Origin of the sequence: Litchfieldella qijiaojingensis, assembly GCF_014651875.1 — a bacterium.
In the GTDB taxonomy this organism is placed as follows: Bacteria; Pseudomonadota; Gammaproteobacteria; order Pseudomonadales; family Halomonadaceae; genus Litchfieldella; species Litchfieldella qijiaojingensis.
The window spans coordinates 1-14,776 of sequence record NZ_BMXS01000010.1 but is presented as its reverse complement, the minus strand read 5'-3'; the positions used below and the strand labels follow the sequence as shown (position 1 = coordinate 14,776).

14 protein-coding genes and 1 riboswitch are annotated in these 14,776 nt (G+C 63.2%); of the genes, 10 read left to right on the top strand and 4 right to left on the bottom strand.

What is annotated here, in order from left to right; genetic code table 11:
- Positions 1 to 50: 50 nt before the first annotated feature.
- The 3 genes from IE093_RS10820 to IE093_RS10810 all read left to right on the top strand — a co-directional run bounded on the left by IE093_RS10820 (position 51) and on the right by IE093_RS10810 (position 2,636).
- Positions 51 to 353, top strand: a complete 303-nt coding sequence (locus tag IE093_RS10820) for a helix-turn-helix domain-containing protein (protein WP_422730974.1) — start codon at positions 51 to 53, stop codon at positions 351 to 353.
- Positions 346 to 1,050, top strand: coding sequence for a plasmid pRiA4b ORF-3 family protein (locus IE093_RS10815; RefSeq protein ID WP_189469038.1), 705 nt, complete (start codon positions 346 to 348; stop codon positions 1,048 to 1,050). Before IE093_RS10820 ends, IE093_RS10815 begins: the two co-directional genes overlap by 8 nt.
- Before the next feature lie 143 nt (positions 1,051 to 1,193).
- A complete protein-coding gene (locus IE093_RS10810) occupies positions 1,194 to 2,636 on the top strand; it encodes a DNA recombination protein RmuC (RefSeq protein ID WP_189469036.1) in 1,443 nt (480 codons plus the stop codon).
- Between the two features lie 102 nt (positions 2,637 to 2,738).
- On the opposite strand, the gene IE093_RS10805 is transcribed toward IE093_RS10810, so the two are convergent.
- Positions 2,739 to 3,512, bottom strand: coding sequence for a triose-phosphate isomerase (locus tag IE093_RS10805; protein WP_189469034.1), 774 nt, complete (start codon positions 3,510 to 3,512; stop codon positions 2,739 to 2,741).
- A 49-nt stretch (positions 3,513 to 3,561) separates the two neighbouring features.
- Complete coding sequence (locus IE093_RS10800; RefSeq protein WP_422730977.1) at positions 3,562 to 4,335, bottom strand: hydroxypyruvate isomerase family protein; 774 nt, start codon at positions 4,333 to 4,335, stop codon at positions 3,562 to 3,564.
- A gap of 217 nt (positions 4,336 to 4,552) precedes the next feature.
- Between IE093_RS10800 and IE093_RS10795 the strand changes: the two genes are divergently transcribed.
- The 7 genes from IE093_RS10795 (at position 4,553) to IE093_RS10765 (ending at position 13,304) form a co-directional block, all read left to right on the top strand.
- On the top strand, positions 4,553 to 5,536 hold the full coding sequence (locus tag IE093_RS10795) for a sugar-binding transcriptional regulator (protein ID WP_189469030.1): 984 nt from the start codon (positions 4,553 to 4,555) through the stop codon (positions 5,534 to 5,536).
- A gap of 74 nt (positions 5,537 to 5,610) precedes the next feature.
- Entirely contained in the window at positions 5,611 to 7,200 is a 1,590-nt protein-coding gene (locus IE093_RS10790) for an FGGY-family carbohydrate kinase (protein ID WP_189469028.1), read from the top strand.
- Between the two features lie 34 nt (positions 7,201 to 7,234).
- Entirely contained in the window at positions 7,235 to 8,842 is a 1,608-nt protein-coding gene (locus tag IE093_RS10785) for a glycerol-3-phosphate dehydrogenase (protein ID WP_189469026.1), read from the top strand.
- Between the two features lie 57 nt (positions 8,843 to 8,899).
- Positions 8,900 to 9,556 (top strand): DUF2291 family protein, encoded by a 657-nt coding sequence (locus IE093_RS10780; RefSeq protein WP_189469024.1) that lies wholly within the window; start codon positions 8,900 to 8,902, stop codon positions 9,554 to 9,556.
- A 33-nt stretch (positions 9,557 to 9,589) separates the two neighbouring features.
- Positions 9,590 to 11,131: a sugar ABC transporter ATP-binding protein gene (locus IE093_RS10775; protein ID WP_189469022.1), complete on the top strand. Its 1,542-nt coding sequence runs from the start codon at positions 9,590 to 9,592 to the stop codon at positions 11,129 to 11,131.
- A gap of 27 nt (positions 11,132 to 11,158) precedes the next feature.
- Complete coding sequence (locus tag IE093_RS10770; RefSeq protein ID WP_189469019.1) at positions 11,159 to 12,313, top strand: ABC transporter permease; 1,155 nt, start codon at positions 11,159 to 11,161, stop codon at positions 12,311 to 12,313.
- A gap of 31 nt (positions 12,314 to 12,344) precedes the next feature.
- Positions 12,345 to 13,304, top strand: a complete 960-nt coding sequence (locus IE093_RS10765; RefSeq protein ID WP_189469018.1) for a D-ribose ABC transporter substrate-binding protein — start codon at positions 12,345 to 12,347, stop codon at positions 13,302 to 13,304.
- Between the two features lie 111 nt (positions 13,305 to 13,415).
- On the opposite strand, the gene IE093_RS10760 is transcribed toward IE093_RS10765, so the two are convergent.
- Positions 13,416 to 13,895, bottom strand: coding sequence for a 6,7-dimethyl-8-ribityllumazine synthase (locus tag IE093_RS10760; protein WP_189469016.1), 480 nt, complete (start codon positions 13,893 to 13,895; stop codon positions 13,416 to 13,418).
- Positions 13,896 to 13,968: 73 nt separating this feature from the next.
- A riboswitch (FMN riboswitch) is annotated at positions 13,969 to 14,147 on the bottom strand.
- Positions 14,148 to 14,438: 291 nt separating this feature from the next.
- On the bottom strand, positions 14,439 to 14,776 hold a 338-nt coding region (locus IE093_RS10755), incomplete at its 5' end, for a transketolase-like TK C-terminal-containing protein (RefSeq protein WP_308427199.1).

The following is a 14,776-nucleotide window of genomic DNA, read 5'->3' as shown; positions in this document are numbered from 1 at the left end:
GTCCGTGACCGCTACCGACTTCAACTTCAGTTGCCGAGGATCAAGCGCTTTTGGATATTCGCCCCATTCGCACCGAGGAAGGCGACCGCTTCGAGATCCTCATGACGCTGGTCGAGTCTTACGAGGCCAAGCACTTTCCCGTGGACCTGCCGGACCCCATCGAGGCCATCAAGTTTCGCATGGAACAGCAGGGTCTCACGCCCAAGGATCTCGAACCCGCCATTGGCCAACGCAACCGCGTCTATGAGATCCTGAATGGCAAGCGGAACCTGACCCTCGCCATGGTCTGGAAACTTCACCAATTGTTCGGCATTCCGGCCGAGAGCCTGATCAAACCCCCTCACCATGCCTGATATTCGCCTTCGTATCGAACTGCTCGACACCGATCCCCTGGTTTGGCGCCGCGTGTTGGTGCCCGAACAGATCAACCTGCACCGCTTGCACGAGGTCATCCAGGCCGCTATGGGCTGGTGCGATTGCCACCTCTTCGAATTCGAGTGCAACGGCCGCTACTACGGCGAGCCGGACGACTGGAGCGACCGGCCCATCGCGCTGGCGCGCAACGCCAAGCTCAAGACTATCGCTTCGCGGCTGAAGGATAACACCTTCCACTACCTCTACGACTTTGGCGACGACTGGGTGCATCGCATCGTGGTGGAAGAGACCGGCCTCGCCGAGACCAACCCCTGCCCACGGCTGATCGATGGCGCCATGGCCTGCCCGCCGGAGGATATCGGTGGCCCCGGTGGTTTCGAAGCGCTCAAGGAAGCCGTCGCCGGGCGAGGTGACGAGCACGGCGAGATGCTGCTGGAAGCCGTGGGTGGCCACTTCGACCCTGAAAAGCTGGACCAGGAAGAGATCGATTTCATGCTGGAGCCGATCCAGGCCGGCTTTCGCCGGGGCGGCCGAAAGGCGTCTGAACGGCCCATGCCGCCCAGTGTGGCAACCAAGCTCGAGATGGAAAGCTCGCTCAAGGAGCAGGGCATCAATAGCATCGAGGAGCTGATGCAGGCGCTGCAGGCCGAGATCGACAGGAGTCGCAAGGGATAGACAACGCCGAGCGATTCCCTCTATATGCGCCATGCCCGTGGCCTCCTCTTGTTGTGCAACGTCAGGAATCGTGATGACCGTCCATGTTCTGGCCGATGCGCTACCATGGCCTGCATTGCGCAGCAGACTGATAGGAAGAAAGTATGACGCCGCTCGACCCAATGATGATAAGTGCCTTGGCAGCGCTGCTGGCCTTCGTGGTTGCCTGGGCTCTGGCGAGTTGGCGGGCGGGGCGCCGCATGGAAGCGAAACGTGCCGAAATCGCGGCGTGGCGAGAGCGAGTGGCGCAGGCCGACGTTGGCCAGGCACGGCTGGAATCCGAGCGTGACGCGGCGCGCCAGGCGCTGGATCAGGTGCGCCGCGATGGAGAGACACTGCAGTCGCGACTGATCGAGCTGCAGGAGCGTGAACAGCGCCTGCGCCAGGAAAGAGCCAGAATGTCGGAAACACTGACGCTCAAGGAGGCGCATTTCCGCGAACAACTCGAGCTGATCAAGGAGAGCCGCGATCAGTTGAAGCGCGAGTTCGAGAATCTGGCCAACGAGATCCTCGAGCGCAAGGGCAGGGCGTTCTCGGAGCTGTCGCAGAAGAACATCAGCGGCCTGTTGCAGCCGATCCAGAGCGAGATGAAAGGTTTTCGCGAGAAGGTCGAGGCGATCCACCAGCAGGAAACCGAGCAGCGTGTGCAACTGCGCACCGAGCTACAACATCTGCAGAATCTCAACCGCGCGATCACCGACCAGGCAGACAAATTGACCACGGCGCTGCAGGGGCAGAAGAAGATCCAGGGCAACTGGGGCGAGCTGATGCTGGAGAACGTGCTGGACGGTGCTGGCCTGCGCTTGGGCAAGGACTATCGGCGCGAGGTCAGCTTTAATACCGAGGACGGTCGTCAGCGCCCCGATGCCATCGTCTACCTGCCTCAGGACAAGCACCTGGTGATCGACGCCAAGACCTCGCTGGCGGCCTATACCCGTTACGTGAACAGCGACGACGAGGGGGAACGTCGCCAGGCCCTGGCCGAACACTGCCAGGCGGTGTCCGACCGCATCAGCGAGCTTGCCGATCGCCACTACTACGACCTGCCGGGGCTCAATTCGCCTGAGGTGGTGGTGATGTTCATCCCCGTGGAATCGGCTTATGTCGAAGCACTCAAGTTCGACGAGAGCCTCTACCAGCGCGCCATCGAGAACAACGTGCTGGTCGCCACCCCGACCACGCTGCTCACCAGCCTGAATATCGTGCGCCAGCTATGGCGCTTCGAGGACCAGAGCAAGCATACCGCTGAGCTCGCCCGGCGCGCCGAGAAGTTCTACAGCAAGCTGACCACCTTCCTGAACAGCATGGAGGACGTCGGCAAGAAGCTCGACGGGGCGCGCCTGAGCTACGACAAGGCCATGGGGCAGTTGGTCAACGGCAAAGGCAACCTGATCAAGCAGACTGCCGAGTTCAAGGAACTGGGCGTGGCGGTGAAAAAGGAACTGCCTGCCGAGCTGCTCGAGCGGGCACGATTGGAACTGGATAGTGGAGCCACTCACGCTGAGGAGAGTCCACTCAGCGAAGCGTCTTCCGATCAACGTCAATAGACCTCGCGCTGAAGAAACACGTTCTCCTCCTGGCGTAGCGTCGAATGCCGGCGACCGCACACCAGTGGAATGAGGAGCGTGGCCAGTCCGGTAGAGTGGGGCTCAGCCTCCGAACCTGGCTGCGACGACTCGCTCCGCGATCGCCAGCAGTCCTTCGGGCTGCCAGGCGGAGCGCCCGATGAAGAGCCCGGAGACTTCCGGCAGTGCGGCCAAGGCGGCACAGTTTTCGAGATTGACGCTGCCGCCATAAAGCACGGGAATGGAAGTGCCTTGGGGCGTCGTTGGCAGTGCCTCGTGGATATGGCGATGAATCCAGCCGGCGTCATCGGCGGTGGCTGGAGTGCCATGCTCGCCGATGGCCCATACCGGTTCGTAGGCGATCAGTATCTTGTCCAGATCCTCATCGGCGACGCTGTTGAGGGCGATGCGACACTGGCGGATCACGGTATCGACGGCGACTCCCAAGCGTTTCTCCTCGGCCGTCTCGCCAACACAGATCAACGGGCGCAGCCCGTGGGCCAGGGCGGCCTTGACCTTGCGGTTGATGGCCGCATCGGTCTCGTTGAAATATTCGCGGCGCTCGGAATGCCCCAGCTCCACGATATCGGCGCCGCAGTCCTGAACCATCAGCGGTGAAATCTCACCAGTGAAGGCGCCTCGTTCGGCCCAGTGCATGTTCTGGGCGCCTACCATCACCGGCGCTTCGGCCAGGGATCGGCACACGCTGCTCAGGGCGGTAAAGGGCGGAATTACGAAGCCCTGCAGGCGTTCGTCCCGAAACAGGCTGGCCCCGCGCAGGGCCTCCGCATAGTGGGCCGCCTCGCCCAATGTCTTGTTCATCTTCCAACTGGTGCCTACCCAGAATGGCGTCGTCATGGCGTGCTCCTATGGTGTGGTCGGTTGTGGGGGCAACGGGATACTTGGCTCAGCCGTGTTGGATGCCGTAGTCGCGAATCCAGTGCAGCGAGTCTTCCGTGGTGCCGCTGGGGCTGTACTCCAGCGAGACGTAGCGATCGAAGCCCATGCGTTCGAGCTCGGCGAACAGGAAGCGATAGTTGATCTCGCCAGTTCCTGGCTCGTGCCGGCCCGGCGTGTCCGCCAATTGGATGAAGCCGATGCGCTCGTCGTAGCGGCGGACCGTCTCGATAAGCTCTCCTTCGGAGCGCTGCATCTGATAGAAGTCGTACTGGATCAGCAGGTTGGGGTGGCCGACGGCATCCAGAAGGGTGGCGGCCTGGGCCGTGTTCACCAGCGGGTAGCCGGGGTGGGTAATTGGGTTGAGCGGCTCCACCATCAACTGTATGCCGGCTTGTGCCGTGGCTTCGGTGGCATGGCGCAGATTGTCGATCAGAGNGATCAGAGTCCTGTACTGCATCTCTTCGGACAAGTCGTCGCGCGGGTAGCCCAGAGGGCAGTTGAGTTGCGCGCAGCCGAGCTGTTTGGCGATCTCGATGGTGGCGTCCACGCCTTCGCGAAACTCGTCGGTTCTGTCGGGCAATACCGCGATACCGCGCTCTCCCGCCTCCCAGTCCCCGCCTGGCAGATTGAAGTGAACGATCTCTATCTTGGCCCGGTTCGCTGCGTCGCGGATCTCCTCGATGTCTTCACAAAACGGGTAAGGGTTATGGAACTCGGCATAGCGGAACCCCGCTGCCCGAGCCCGGGCGAAACGCTCCAGGAAGGGCACCTCAGTGAACATGAACGTCAGATTGGTGGCGAGCTTGAGCACGTTGACCTCCAGTGTTGTTGTGTCGGGTCCCGGCGTAAATCGGGGGATACCACTGCGTGCCTTCCGCTTCCTGCGGCGATTTCGCGGGGGCGCCGGAAGGTTTGGAAAACGGGTTGACACCCCCCAAAATGTTCACTAGCGTTATTTTTAACAGCTGCTGAAAAAAATTTCAAAACGGAAGCGAGCGATGAAGAACAACCACACGAGCCATAGCGAAAAGGACCTGGCCCTGCGGGCGGCATGGCTTTCCTATGTCGGTGGCTATACCCAGGCCGAGATCGCCGATCGTCTGATGGTGTCGCGGATGAAGGTGCATCGGCTGATCGCGATGGCCCACGACATGGGAGCGGTCAAGGTCTTCATTCAGGGCTCTCCCGAGGACCTGCTGAAGCTGGAAGACGAACTGAAGCAACGCATGAACCTCGAGGTTTGTTCCGTGGTGCCTGCCATGCCCGTGGAGGAAGGGGTCAATCAGTTCGCCAACCTGGGCATGGCCGCCGCCCACTACCTGAAGAGTCGTCTGGATGCCAAGGACGTCGAGGTGCTGGGACTGGGTTGGGGGCGGAGTCTGTCGGAGATGGTCAACAGTCTCCCTCAGATGGACTACCCCGAGCTGAAGATGGTCCCCGTGCTGGGCAGCGTGGTACGCAAGATGGCCCTGAACCCTTATGACGTCATTCACCGCCTGGTCGACAAGACGAGAGGCGAGGGGTACCTGTTGCCGGTGCCGCTGTTTGCCGATACCGCCGAGCACAAGCGGGTGCTGATGGAACAACGCAGCGTCCAGGACGTGATCCATATCGCCATTTCGGCCGATCTGACCATGGTCGGGCTGGGGGCTGTGCCGTCCCAGGGGCATTCCCTGCTCAAGGAACTGGGGGAAATCGATGCCGAGGATTGCCGCAAGCTTTCTGAGGCCGGCGCCGAGGCGGAACTTCTGGGCCAGTTTCTGGATGCCAATGGCAACCTGGTGGATTGCGAGATCAACAGCCGCACCCTGGGGCTGGGCCTGGAGCAGTTACGTGAACACAAGATCGTTGCCGTCGCCGGTGGCGAGGAGAAGGTGCATGCCACCCTGTCCGTGCTACGCAGCGGCCTGCTCAAGGGGCTGATCACCGACGAGATCGTCGCTCGCCAGGTGCTTGCTCTGCTAGACGAGGGCGATGCGTAGCCACGGTAGGCCCAGCCCACGCCATCACGACAACGAAAACGAATAGAACAACGACAACATCAGGAGACACGCCCATGGCTGATAAAGGGGGCGAGGTGCCCCATGCCGATGACGTGATCGTCGGTCTGGATGCTGGCACCTCGGTGATCAAGGCGGTGGCCTTCGATCGCCTGGGCCGGGAGCTGGCCAAGACCCAGTGCGAGAATCGACTCGAGACCCGCCCCGGCGGGGGCGTCGAGCAGAGCCTTTCAGGTACCTGGGAGGCTGCCCGGGCCACTCTCAAGAACCTGTTTGCCGAGCATCCGGTACTCGCTCCGCGGCTTGCTGCCATCGCGGTGACCGGCCAGGGCGACGGTACCTGGATGATCGACGACCAGGGACAACCCGTGGGAGATGCCCTGCTGTGGCTCGACAGTCGCGCCAGCGACATCGTTTCCCATTGGCGGGCGACCAGCACCGGTCCCGAGACCTATCGCCGTACCGGTACCGGGCTCAACCAGTCGATCCAGAGCGGGCAGCTAAGCTGGCTCGATCGTCACGATCCCGAGCGCATCGCCGCAGCGGCCACCATCTTCCACTGCAAGGACTGGCTGTATTTCTGCCTTACCGGAGATCGTGCCACCGACCCGGCCGAGGCGCTTTGGACGTACGGTGACTTTCGCAGCGGCGACTACTCGGACGAGGTGCTCGAGCAGTTCGGTCTGGCCAAGTACCGTGAGCGACTGCCGCGGATTCTCGACGGCAGCCGCGAACATGGCGACCTCGGCGCTGAAGTGGCCCGGGAGATCGGTGTGGCCGCGGGCACACCGGTGGTGCTGGCGCCGGTCGACATGCTGGCCACCGCCCTCGGTGCCGGTGTCTATGAGCCCGGCAAGCGGGTGACCTGCAGCATCATCGGCACCACCGGGGCTCACCTGTGCGTGCGCGAGAACCTGCGCGACATCGTGCTCAGCAACCACTCCTGCTACACCATGCCCTGCGTCGCGCCCGACACCTGGGTCCAGCTGTGCTCCAACATGGCCGCCACGCTCAACCTGGAGTGGTTCGTCAAGGGGCTCAACGAGATGCTCAAGGCGTTGGGCGAAGCGCCGCTGACCGCCGAGGGTCTGTTGCCACGGCTCGACGCGGCGCTGGCCGGAACCGAGCCGGGGCGGGTGGTCTATCACCCCTTCATCTGTACCAACGGCGAGCGCGGTCCTTTCTTCAACCCCCGTGCCCGGGCCCAGTTCCTGGGACTCTCCACCGAGGTCAACCATCTGCACATGGCGCGGGCCATTTACGAGGGCGTCGCTTTCGCCGCTCGCGACTGCTACCACGCTCTGGAGGCCCACCCGGAGGAGCTGCGGCTGACCGGCGGCGCCGCCCAGAGCAAGACGTTGTGCACCATCCTCGCCTCAGTGATGGGGGTTCCAGTACGCACCATGACCCGGGGCGAAACCGGCGCGGTCGGCGCCGCCATGGTGGCGAGCCTGTGCCTGGGGCACCACCGCGACCTGGCCGAGGCCTGTCAGACTTGGGTGACCCCTTTCCTGGCCGAAGAGTACGTGGCGCCCGATCCCGCCCTGCAGAACCTCTACGAGCGGTTGTTCGGGGTTTACCGCCGTTCTTATACCAACTCGGACGGCTTCTGGCGCCATCTCGAGCGCGTCACCGCCGAACGCTGAAGTGGCCCACGTTTTTCCCCGACTGGAGGCAACCATGTCCGATTCATCCGCCGAGACCCAGACGCGCGATCGCCGTCCCCTCTACGACCTGCTGATCATCGGCGCCGGCATCAACGGAGCGGGCTTCGCCCGGGACGCCGCCGGTCGCGGCCTGTCCGTCGTCCTGTGCGAGAAGGACGACCTGGCCCAGGGCACCTCATCGCGCAGCGGCAAGCTGATTCACGGCGGCCTGCGTTACCTGGAGTACTACGAGTTCCGTCTGGTGCGTGAGGCGCTCAAGGAGCGTAGCGTCATGCTGAAGAAGGCGCCACACATCATCTGGCCGATGCGTTTCGTGCTGCCCCACAGCCCAGAACAGCGCCCGGCCTGGCTGGTCCGGGCCGGCCTGTTCCTCTACGACCACCTGGGCGGCAAGGACGACCTGCTGCCCGGTAGCCGTAGCCTGAACCTGCGTACCTGCCCGGAGGGCGAGGCGATCAAGGACGATTTCTCCAAGGGCTTCGAGTACGCCGACTGCTGGGTGGACGACGCCCGTCTGGTCGTTCTCAATGCGCTCGACGCCGAACGCCTCGGGGCCAAGGTCTACACCCGTGCCGCCTGCACCAAGGCCACCCGGCTGGCCGATCACTGGGAAGTCGAGCTCACCGACACCGAGAGCGGAGAGATCACCACCCTCGCCGCCAGGGCGGTGATCAACGCGGCCGGCCCCTGGGTGGACAAGGTGCTCAAGGGCGCCTTCGTCGACCAGGGAGGCAAGGACGGGGTCAGCAAGGACAGGGTCAAGCTAGTCAAGGGCAGCCATATCGTGTTGCCCAAGCGCTACGCCACCGCCAACTCCTACCTGCTGCAGAACGACGACAAGCGGGTGATCTTCGTCAACCCCTACGAGGGCGACAAGCTGCTGGTAGGCACCACCGACATCCTCTACGAGGGCGACCCGGAAAAGGTGGCCATCGACCAGGAGGAGATCGACTACCTGCTCGGCGTGGTCAATCGCTACTTCAAGATCCCCTATACCCATGACGACATCCTGACGAGCTTCTCCGGTATCCGTCCGCTATTCGATGACTCCCAGGACAATCCTTCGGCGGTGACCCGCGACTACGTCTTCGATGTCTCCGACGAGAATGGCAAGGCGCCGCTGCTGTCGGTGTTCGGTGGCAAGATCACCACCTACCGCAAGCTCGCCGAGCACGGTCTGGAAAAGCTTGCCCCCTACTTCCCGGAGATGGGCAAGGCCTGGAACGAGACCGCGCCATTGCCTGGCGGCGACATGCCGGGGGCCGACTTCGAGGTCTTCCTGAAGGGCCTCAAGCGCGACTATCCCTGGCTCGAGGAGGCCACCGCCACCCGCTACGCCCGCCTCTACGGCACCATCGCCCGACAGATCCTCGGCGACGCCAGGAGTCACGAGGACCTGGGCGAGCACCTGGGGGCCGATCTCTATGCCGTGGAAGCTCGCCATCTCATCGAACATGAGTGGGCGCGCAGCGCCGCCGACATTCTCGAGCGACGCACCAAGCTCTACCTGGTCATGAGCGATGCGGAGGTCGAGCGGGTCGAGGCCTGGGTGGCGCGGGAAGTCGACGCGCCCCAGGGCGTCAAGGCCGACGCCAGGGCCGACAGCGTCGCCACTTCCTGAGCCCGGCCCGCCGCTTGTGCCAGCGCAGACACTCCAACAACAAGAGGTCTTTTCACCATGAACGCATCAGTCAACGCCGGACCGATACCTCGCCCCAGAAAGAAGCGTGGACTCGCCACGGCAATCGGTATCGCGATCGTCCTGCTGGGTGCCATGGCCCTGGACACCAAGGTCGTGAAGATTGGATCGGAAGCGGATCTGCGCGATGACGGCTTTTCGGCCGAACGCTTCGGTGCGGAGCAGTTTCCCATCGTTCGGACCAGCGTCGAGGAGCGTGCCGTCGAGGTCAGCCAGCTGGCGGCCGCCATCGCCGAGGACAAGACTGCGGCCGGCGAGCGCTATGGCGAGCCGGCCGGCATTGGCCCGGTGATTCCCCTCAGCTTCTCCGGCGTGGTCGGGGAAGGCAAGGGCGGCATCTACACGGTCGATGTCGAAGGCGTTCCCGAGGATCTGACGATTCGGGTGCAGACCGGGCCAGCCATCAACGGGGCCGATCTGCGTGATGCCACCGGCACCATCCAATTCGGCCAGTTCACCAACCAGATCGAGTACCAGAATGCCGCTGCGGCGATCAACGACGAGATGAAGCAGCAGGTGCTGTCGGATATCGACACCGGTGACCTGACCGGCAAGACCATTTCGGTCACTGGAGTCTTCAAGCTGATCAATCCTCACAACTGGCTAGTGACGCCGGTCCGGCTGAACGTGCAGTGAGCCAGACATCCCTTGATGAAGGATGAGCATGCTATGAGTCAGACACCTATCAAAGAAGACACCGCCGACGAGGTCATCCTGTCGGCACGCCACATCGCCAAGTCCTTCGGCAATGTCCATGCCCTGAAGACGGTGAACTTCGATATCCATCGCGGTCAAGTCACCACCCTGTTCGGCGAAAACGGTGCCGGCAAGTCGACGTTGATGAAGATCCTGTCGGGTGTGCTTCAGCCGACATCAGGCGAGATCCTCCTGGATGGTCGACCGGTGAGTGTCGCCTCGACCACCGAGGCACAACGTCTCGGCATTTCGATCATCCATCAGGAGCTGAGTCTCGCGCCCAATCTCAGCGTGCGCGACAACATTTTCATGGGGCGCGAGCTGGGTGGGCCGACCAACATCGACTATGCCGAGGAGGAGCGCCAGACGCGTCTGCTGATGGAGGAACTGGATGAGCCCATCGATCCGCTGACCCTGGTGGAGGACCTGCGCCTGGGGCAGCAGCAGATCGTCGAGATCGCACGGGCGCTGTCGGCGAACTCGCGAATCCTGATCATGGACGAGCCGACCTCGGCGCTCTCCGCCTCGGAAGTCGAGGTGTTGTTTCGGGTGATCCGCGATCTCAAGAGCCGCAGCGTCTCGATCGTCTATATCTCTCACCATCTCGAGGAAGCGCTGCAGATCACCGACCACGCGGTGGTGCTGCGCGACGGCATCATGACGGCCTACGCCCAGCGCCAGGACATCGACCTGGAGTGGATCGTGCGCAACATGGTCGGCGAGGGCTTCGACCTCGGCTCGCCGCCCACCGGCTACCGCATGGGAGACGTTGCGCTGTCGCTTCGCGAGGTGTCCGTCGCGGACGCTTCGGTGCCTGATCGATCGGTCGTCGACCGGTTATCCCTCGACGTGCGGGCTGGCGAGATCGTCTGCATTTACGGCCTGATGGGCGCTGGGCGCACCGAGCTGCTCGAGAGCGTCGCCGGTCGCATCCCGCTGACGGGAGGCAGTGTCGTACTCGAGGGGGGTGACGTTTCGAGTCTGAGCATCGCCGAGCGCATCGAGCAGGGCCTGGTACTGGTGCCCGAGGACCGCCAGCGCGACGGGCTCGTACAGACGATGTCGGTGGGAGAGAACCTCTCGCTGGCCAGTATCGGCGCGTTCACGCAGTGGCTCTTCACCTCGCGCCGGCGGGAACAGGAGGTCGTCGAGGCCTCCATCAGCAACGTGCATATCAAGACCGACGGTGGCGGGGCCGACATTGGCTCGCTGTCGGGCGGCAACCAGCAGAAGGTCGTCATCGGCAAGATGCTGGCGACGCACCCCCGGGTCGTACTGCTCGACGAGCCCAGTCGCGGTATCGACATCGGTGCCAAGGCCGAGGTGTTTCGGCTACTCAGCGAAGGAGCGCGGCAGGGGCTGGCCGTCGTCTTCTCGACCTCCGAGGTCGGCGAGTGCCTGAGCATCGCTCACCGGGTCGTGGTGATGAGTCGCGGCAGGATCTCGGCGGAGTTCGGTGCCGACGTCACTAAAGAAGAGATCATGGCCGCCTCGGGTGAAGCCGTGGTCGCGTGATCCACACGAATAGCGGAGTACATAACAATGACCAACGTCAGCCAAGCCGCAAATGGCTCCCAACCGGGATCGTCCGGTGGCGGCCTCGATCTGGGACGCCTGCTGCTCGAGGGCAGGGCGTTTTTCGCCCTGATCGCGATAATCATCATCTTCTCGATCCTGTCGCCGGTCTACTTCTCGGCGAACAACTTCCTGACCATGTCATCGCATGTGGCGATCTTCGGATTGTTGTCCATCGGCATGCTGCTGGTCATCCTCACCGGCGGCATCGACCTGTCCGTGGGTTCGACGCTGGGGTTCGCGGGTGTCTTCGCCGGCTTCCTGATGCAGGGGGTGTCGTTCGAGTTCTTCGGCGTCATGGTGTATCCCCCGGTGTGGGCGGTCGTCGTCCTGACTTGCGCGCTAGGGGCCTTCGTTGGCGCGATCAACGGCGTACTCATTGCCTACTTCAAGGTGCCGGCATTCGTCGCCACCCTGGGCATGCTCTACGTCGCTCGCGGCGTCGCCCTGCTTATGACCGATGGCCTTACCTACAACAACCTCGGCGGCAGCCCGGAACTCGGCAATACCGGCTTTGATTGGCTCGGTTTCAATCGGCTGTTCGGCGTGCCGGTCGGTGTGCTGATCATGGCGGCCGTGGCCATCGCCGCCATGCTGGCGCTGACACGCACCCCCTTCGGCCGCTGGGTCTATTCCACCGGCGGCAACGCCCGGGCGGCGGAACTGTCCGGGGTGCCGGTCAAGCGCGTGCAGGTGACGGTCTATGTGCTGTCAGGGATCTGCGCCGCCATCGCTGGCCTGGTGCTGTCGTCGCAGCTGACCTCGGCAGGACCGACGGCGGGTACCACCTACGAACTGACCGCCATCGCCGGCGTGGTCATCGGCGGTGCGGCGCTGACCGGCGGCCGTGGCAACGTGCGGGGCACGTTGCTCGGGGCATTCGTGATCGGCTTCCTGTCCGACGGGTTGGTGATCATCGGCGTCTCGTCCTACTGGCAGACCGTGTTCACGGGTGCCGTCATCGTTCTCGCCGTGCTGCTCAACAGTATCCAATACCGTGGCCGGAAGAAGCGCCCGGCGCCTTCCGGTGGCGAAACGTCTTCTCCGCAACGGGAGGCCACGTCCCGCGAGACGGACCTCGCTGCGGAAAGCACCGCCGTCAAATCGGCAACACAACCATGAATCACAAACATAACAGTAAAGGTGATCCAATATGTTCATGAAAGGAAAGCGCCTGCTGATTGCAGCCCTCGCCGTAAGCGCTCCGCTCTTCGCTGGAGCCGCCTCGGCCCAGGATCAGGGGCTCATCTCGATCATCGTCAACGACAACTCCAACCCCTACTGGTTCACCGAGGGCAAGATCGCCCGCGAGACCGCCGAGGAGTTGGGCTATGAGGCCAATGTCAGTTCCCACAAAGGCGATACCAACGCCGAGAGCCGGCAGATCGATACCGCGATCACCAACCAGGCCAAGGCGATCATCCTCGACCCGGCTAACGCCGACGGTTCCATCGGCGCCGTGCGCAAGGCCGTCGACGCCGGGATTCCGGTGTTCGTCGTCAATGCCGAGATCAACCAGCAGGGGCTGGCCGAGGCGCAACTCGTATCCAACAACGCTCAGGGGGCGGCGTTGGGCGCCCAGCAGTGGGTGCAGGAAATCGGCGACGAGGCGACGTACGTCGAACTCAAGGGCGCGCCCTCCGACAATAACGCCGCGACGCGCTCGAACGGCTACGAAACCGTGCTCAGTCAGTACCCGAGCCTGGAGCGGGTCGGCGTGGACGTCGCCAACTGGGACCGCACCCAGGGCTACAACAAGATGCAGAGCTTGTTGCAGGCCAATCCCAACATCCAGGGGGTGATCAGCGGCAACGATGAGATGGCGCTCGGTGCGATCGCAGCGCTCAAGGAAGCCGGCAAGCTCGACGATGTGGTGGTCGGTGGGTTCGATGGCTCGCCCGACGCGATCGATGCGGTCAAGGCCGGCGAGATGGCCTACACGGTCCTGCAGCCGGTGGCTATCTTCTCCGAGCAGGCGGTTCGCATGGCAGACGAGTACATCCGTACTGGTGAGACCGGCCTTAGTGGTGAGAAGCACCTCTTCGACTGCCTCCTCGTCACCGCGGATAACGTGGATCAGTACACCGCCCCCTTCGTGCTCGCGCAGCAATAGGGCTCCTTTTCAAGCACCTGGGCACACCCATCCCATCTGATACGACACTGCCCGGCCAAGTGCCGGGCAGTGTCGTTGAGGTGTCCGGGGGAGGACGCAGCGTAGTATGCGTCAGCCGCCCAGCTGCCGTGCCTTACGGTGGTTCTCCAGCGTCATGGCGCAAGCGTCGGCGGCCTCACGTCCTTTGGTCACGAAGTGCTCGTGGAAGAACGCTGTGTGGGTGGCATGCTCGTGGAAATGATGCGGAGTAAGCACCACTGATAGCATCGGGACTTCGGTGTCGAGTTGCACCCGCATCATGCCGTCGATCACCGACTGGGCGACGAAGTCGTGGCGATAGATGCCGCCATCGACCACGAAACCGGCACCAACGATGGCGTTATAGCGACCGCTCTTGGCCAGCAACTTGGCCTGCAGGGGAATCTCGTAGGCGCCGGCGACGCTGAATACCTCGATCCGGTCGGCCTCGATGCCGTGCTTCTCGGCGAGAGTGGTGATGAAGGCCTCACGGGCCTGGCCGACGATATCGCTGTGCCAGCTGGCCTGGATAAAGGCAATACGTGGGGATTGACTGGGGGTGGACTGATTCATGGTCTTCCTCGTTTATCATAACCAGAATCAGGGCATGCGGAACCAATCGCCGGGTGCGAGCACCCGTCAACGGAGCCGTTCTCTTCCATCCGGACTATCACCGTCGGCTTCGGAATCGCACCGAATCTGCTGACCCCGATCATGGCCGCGTCGCCAGGAAAGAGACGCAGGAACCGGACCGGGCGCTCGCGGGCTGAGGCAAAAGTCGCCATCACCGCCGGTGGGGACTTTCACCCCGCCCTGAGAACAATGACTGCGACCAAGGCCGCAGTCGGATCATTGTATGCGGCGACGACAGGCGCCGCCAGTCAAGCTGGTCTCGGCATCGAGAAATCGGCGCCGGCCGGATCCTCTATGTCGGTCCTGGAATCAGGAGCCAGTCGGACTCAGCGCTGCTTTCACAACCCTGCTGTCCGGCGTCAAGCCTTCGCGAGGGCGCTGTAAACCCTTCCATGGGCGCTACTTTTGCCATCCATGGCAAAAGACCCTCGCTTCGCCTTGTCCCCGGAGCTTGTCAACGCAGCGATTGAGCTACGCAGGCAATTATTCAGTGCTTCCTAAGAGCGCTTCGGCCTGCTCAAGGACATTGTCGACGGTGAAACCGAAGTGCTGGAACAGGTCCCCTGCCTTGCCGGACTCACCGAAGCCATCCATGCCGACGATGCGCCCATTGAGGCCCACGTACTTGTACCAGAAGTCGCGGTGGCTGGCCTCGATGGCCAGGCGCTGGGTCACGCCGGCCGGCAGCACCGCCTCGCGGTAGCTGGCGGGCTGGGCATCGAAGGTGTCGGTGGAGGGCATCGACACCACGCGCACCGCGTTGCCCTTGGCGGTGAGCGCCTCGGCGGCGTCCATCGCCAGGCCGACCTCGGAGCCGGTGG

Bases quoted from the DNA above. Each gene is read 5' to 3' on its own strand.
- IE093_RS10815 (WP_189469038.1), top strand. From the start codon at position 346: ATGCCTGATATTCGCCTTCGTATCGAACTGCTCGACACCGATCCCCTG.
- IE093_RS10810 (WP_189469036.1), top strand. From the start codon at position 1,194: ATGACGCCGCTCGACCCAATGATGATAAGTGCCTTGGCAGCGCTGCTG.
- IE093_RS10805 (WP_189469034.1), bottom strand. From the start codon at position 3,512: ATGACGACGCCATTCTGGGTAGGCACCAGTTGGAAGATGAACAAGACA.
- IE093_RS10795 (WP_189469030.1), top strand. From the start codon at position 4,553: ATGAAGAACAACCACACGAGCCATAGCGAAAAGGACCTGGCCCTGCGG.
- IE093_RS10790 (WP_189469028.1), top strand. From the start codon at position 5,611: ATGGCTGATAAAGGGGGCGAGGTGCCCCATGCCGATGACGTGATCGTC.
- IE093_RS10785 (WP_189469026.1), top strand. From the start codon at position 7,235: ATGTCCGATTCATCCGCCGAGACCCAGACGCGCGATCGCCGTCCCCTC.
- IE093_RS10780 (WP_189469024.1), top strand. From the start codon at position 8,900: ATGAACGCATCAGTCAACGCCGGACCGATACCTCGCCCCAGAAAGAAG.
- IE093_RS10775 (WP_189469022.1), top strand. From the start codon at position 9,590: ATGAGTCAGACACCTATCAAAGAAGACACCGCCGACGAGGTCATCCTG.
- IE093_RS10770 (WP_189469019.1), top strand. From the start codon at position 11,159: ATGACCAACGTCAGCCAAGCCGCAAATGGCTCCCAACCGGGATCGTCC.
- IE093_RS10765 (WP_189469018.1), top strand. From the start codon at position 12,345: ATGTTCATGAAAGGAAAGCGCCTGCTGATTGCAGCCCTCGCCGTAAGC.
- IE093_RS10760 (WP_189469016.1), bottom strand. From the start codon at position 13,895: ATGAATCAGTCCACCCCCAGTCAATCCCCACGTATTGCCTTTATCCAG.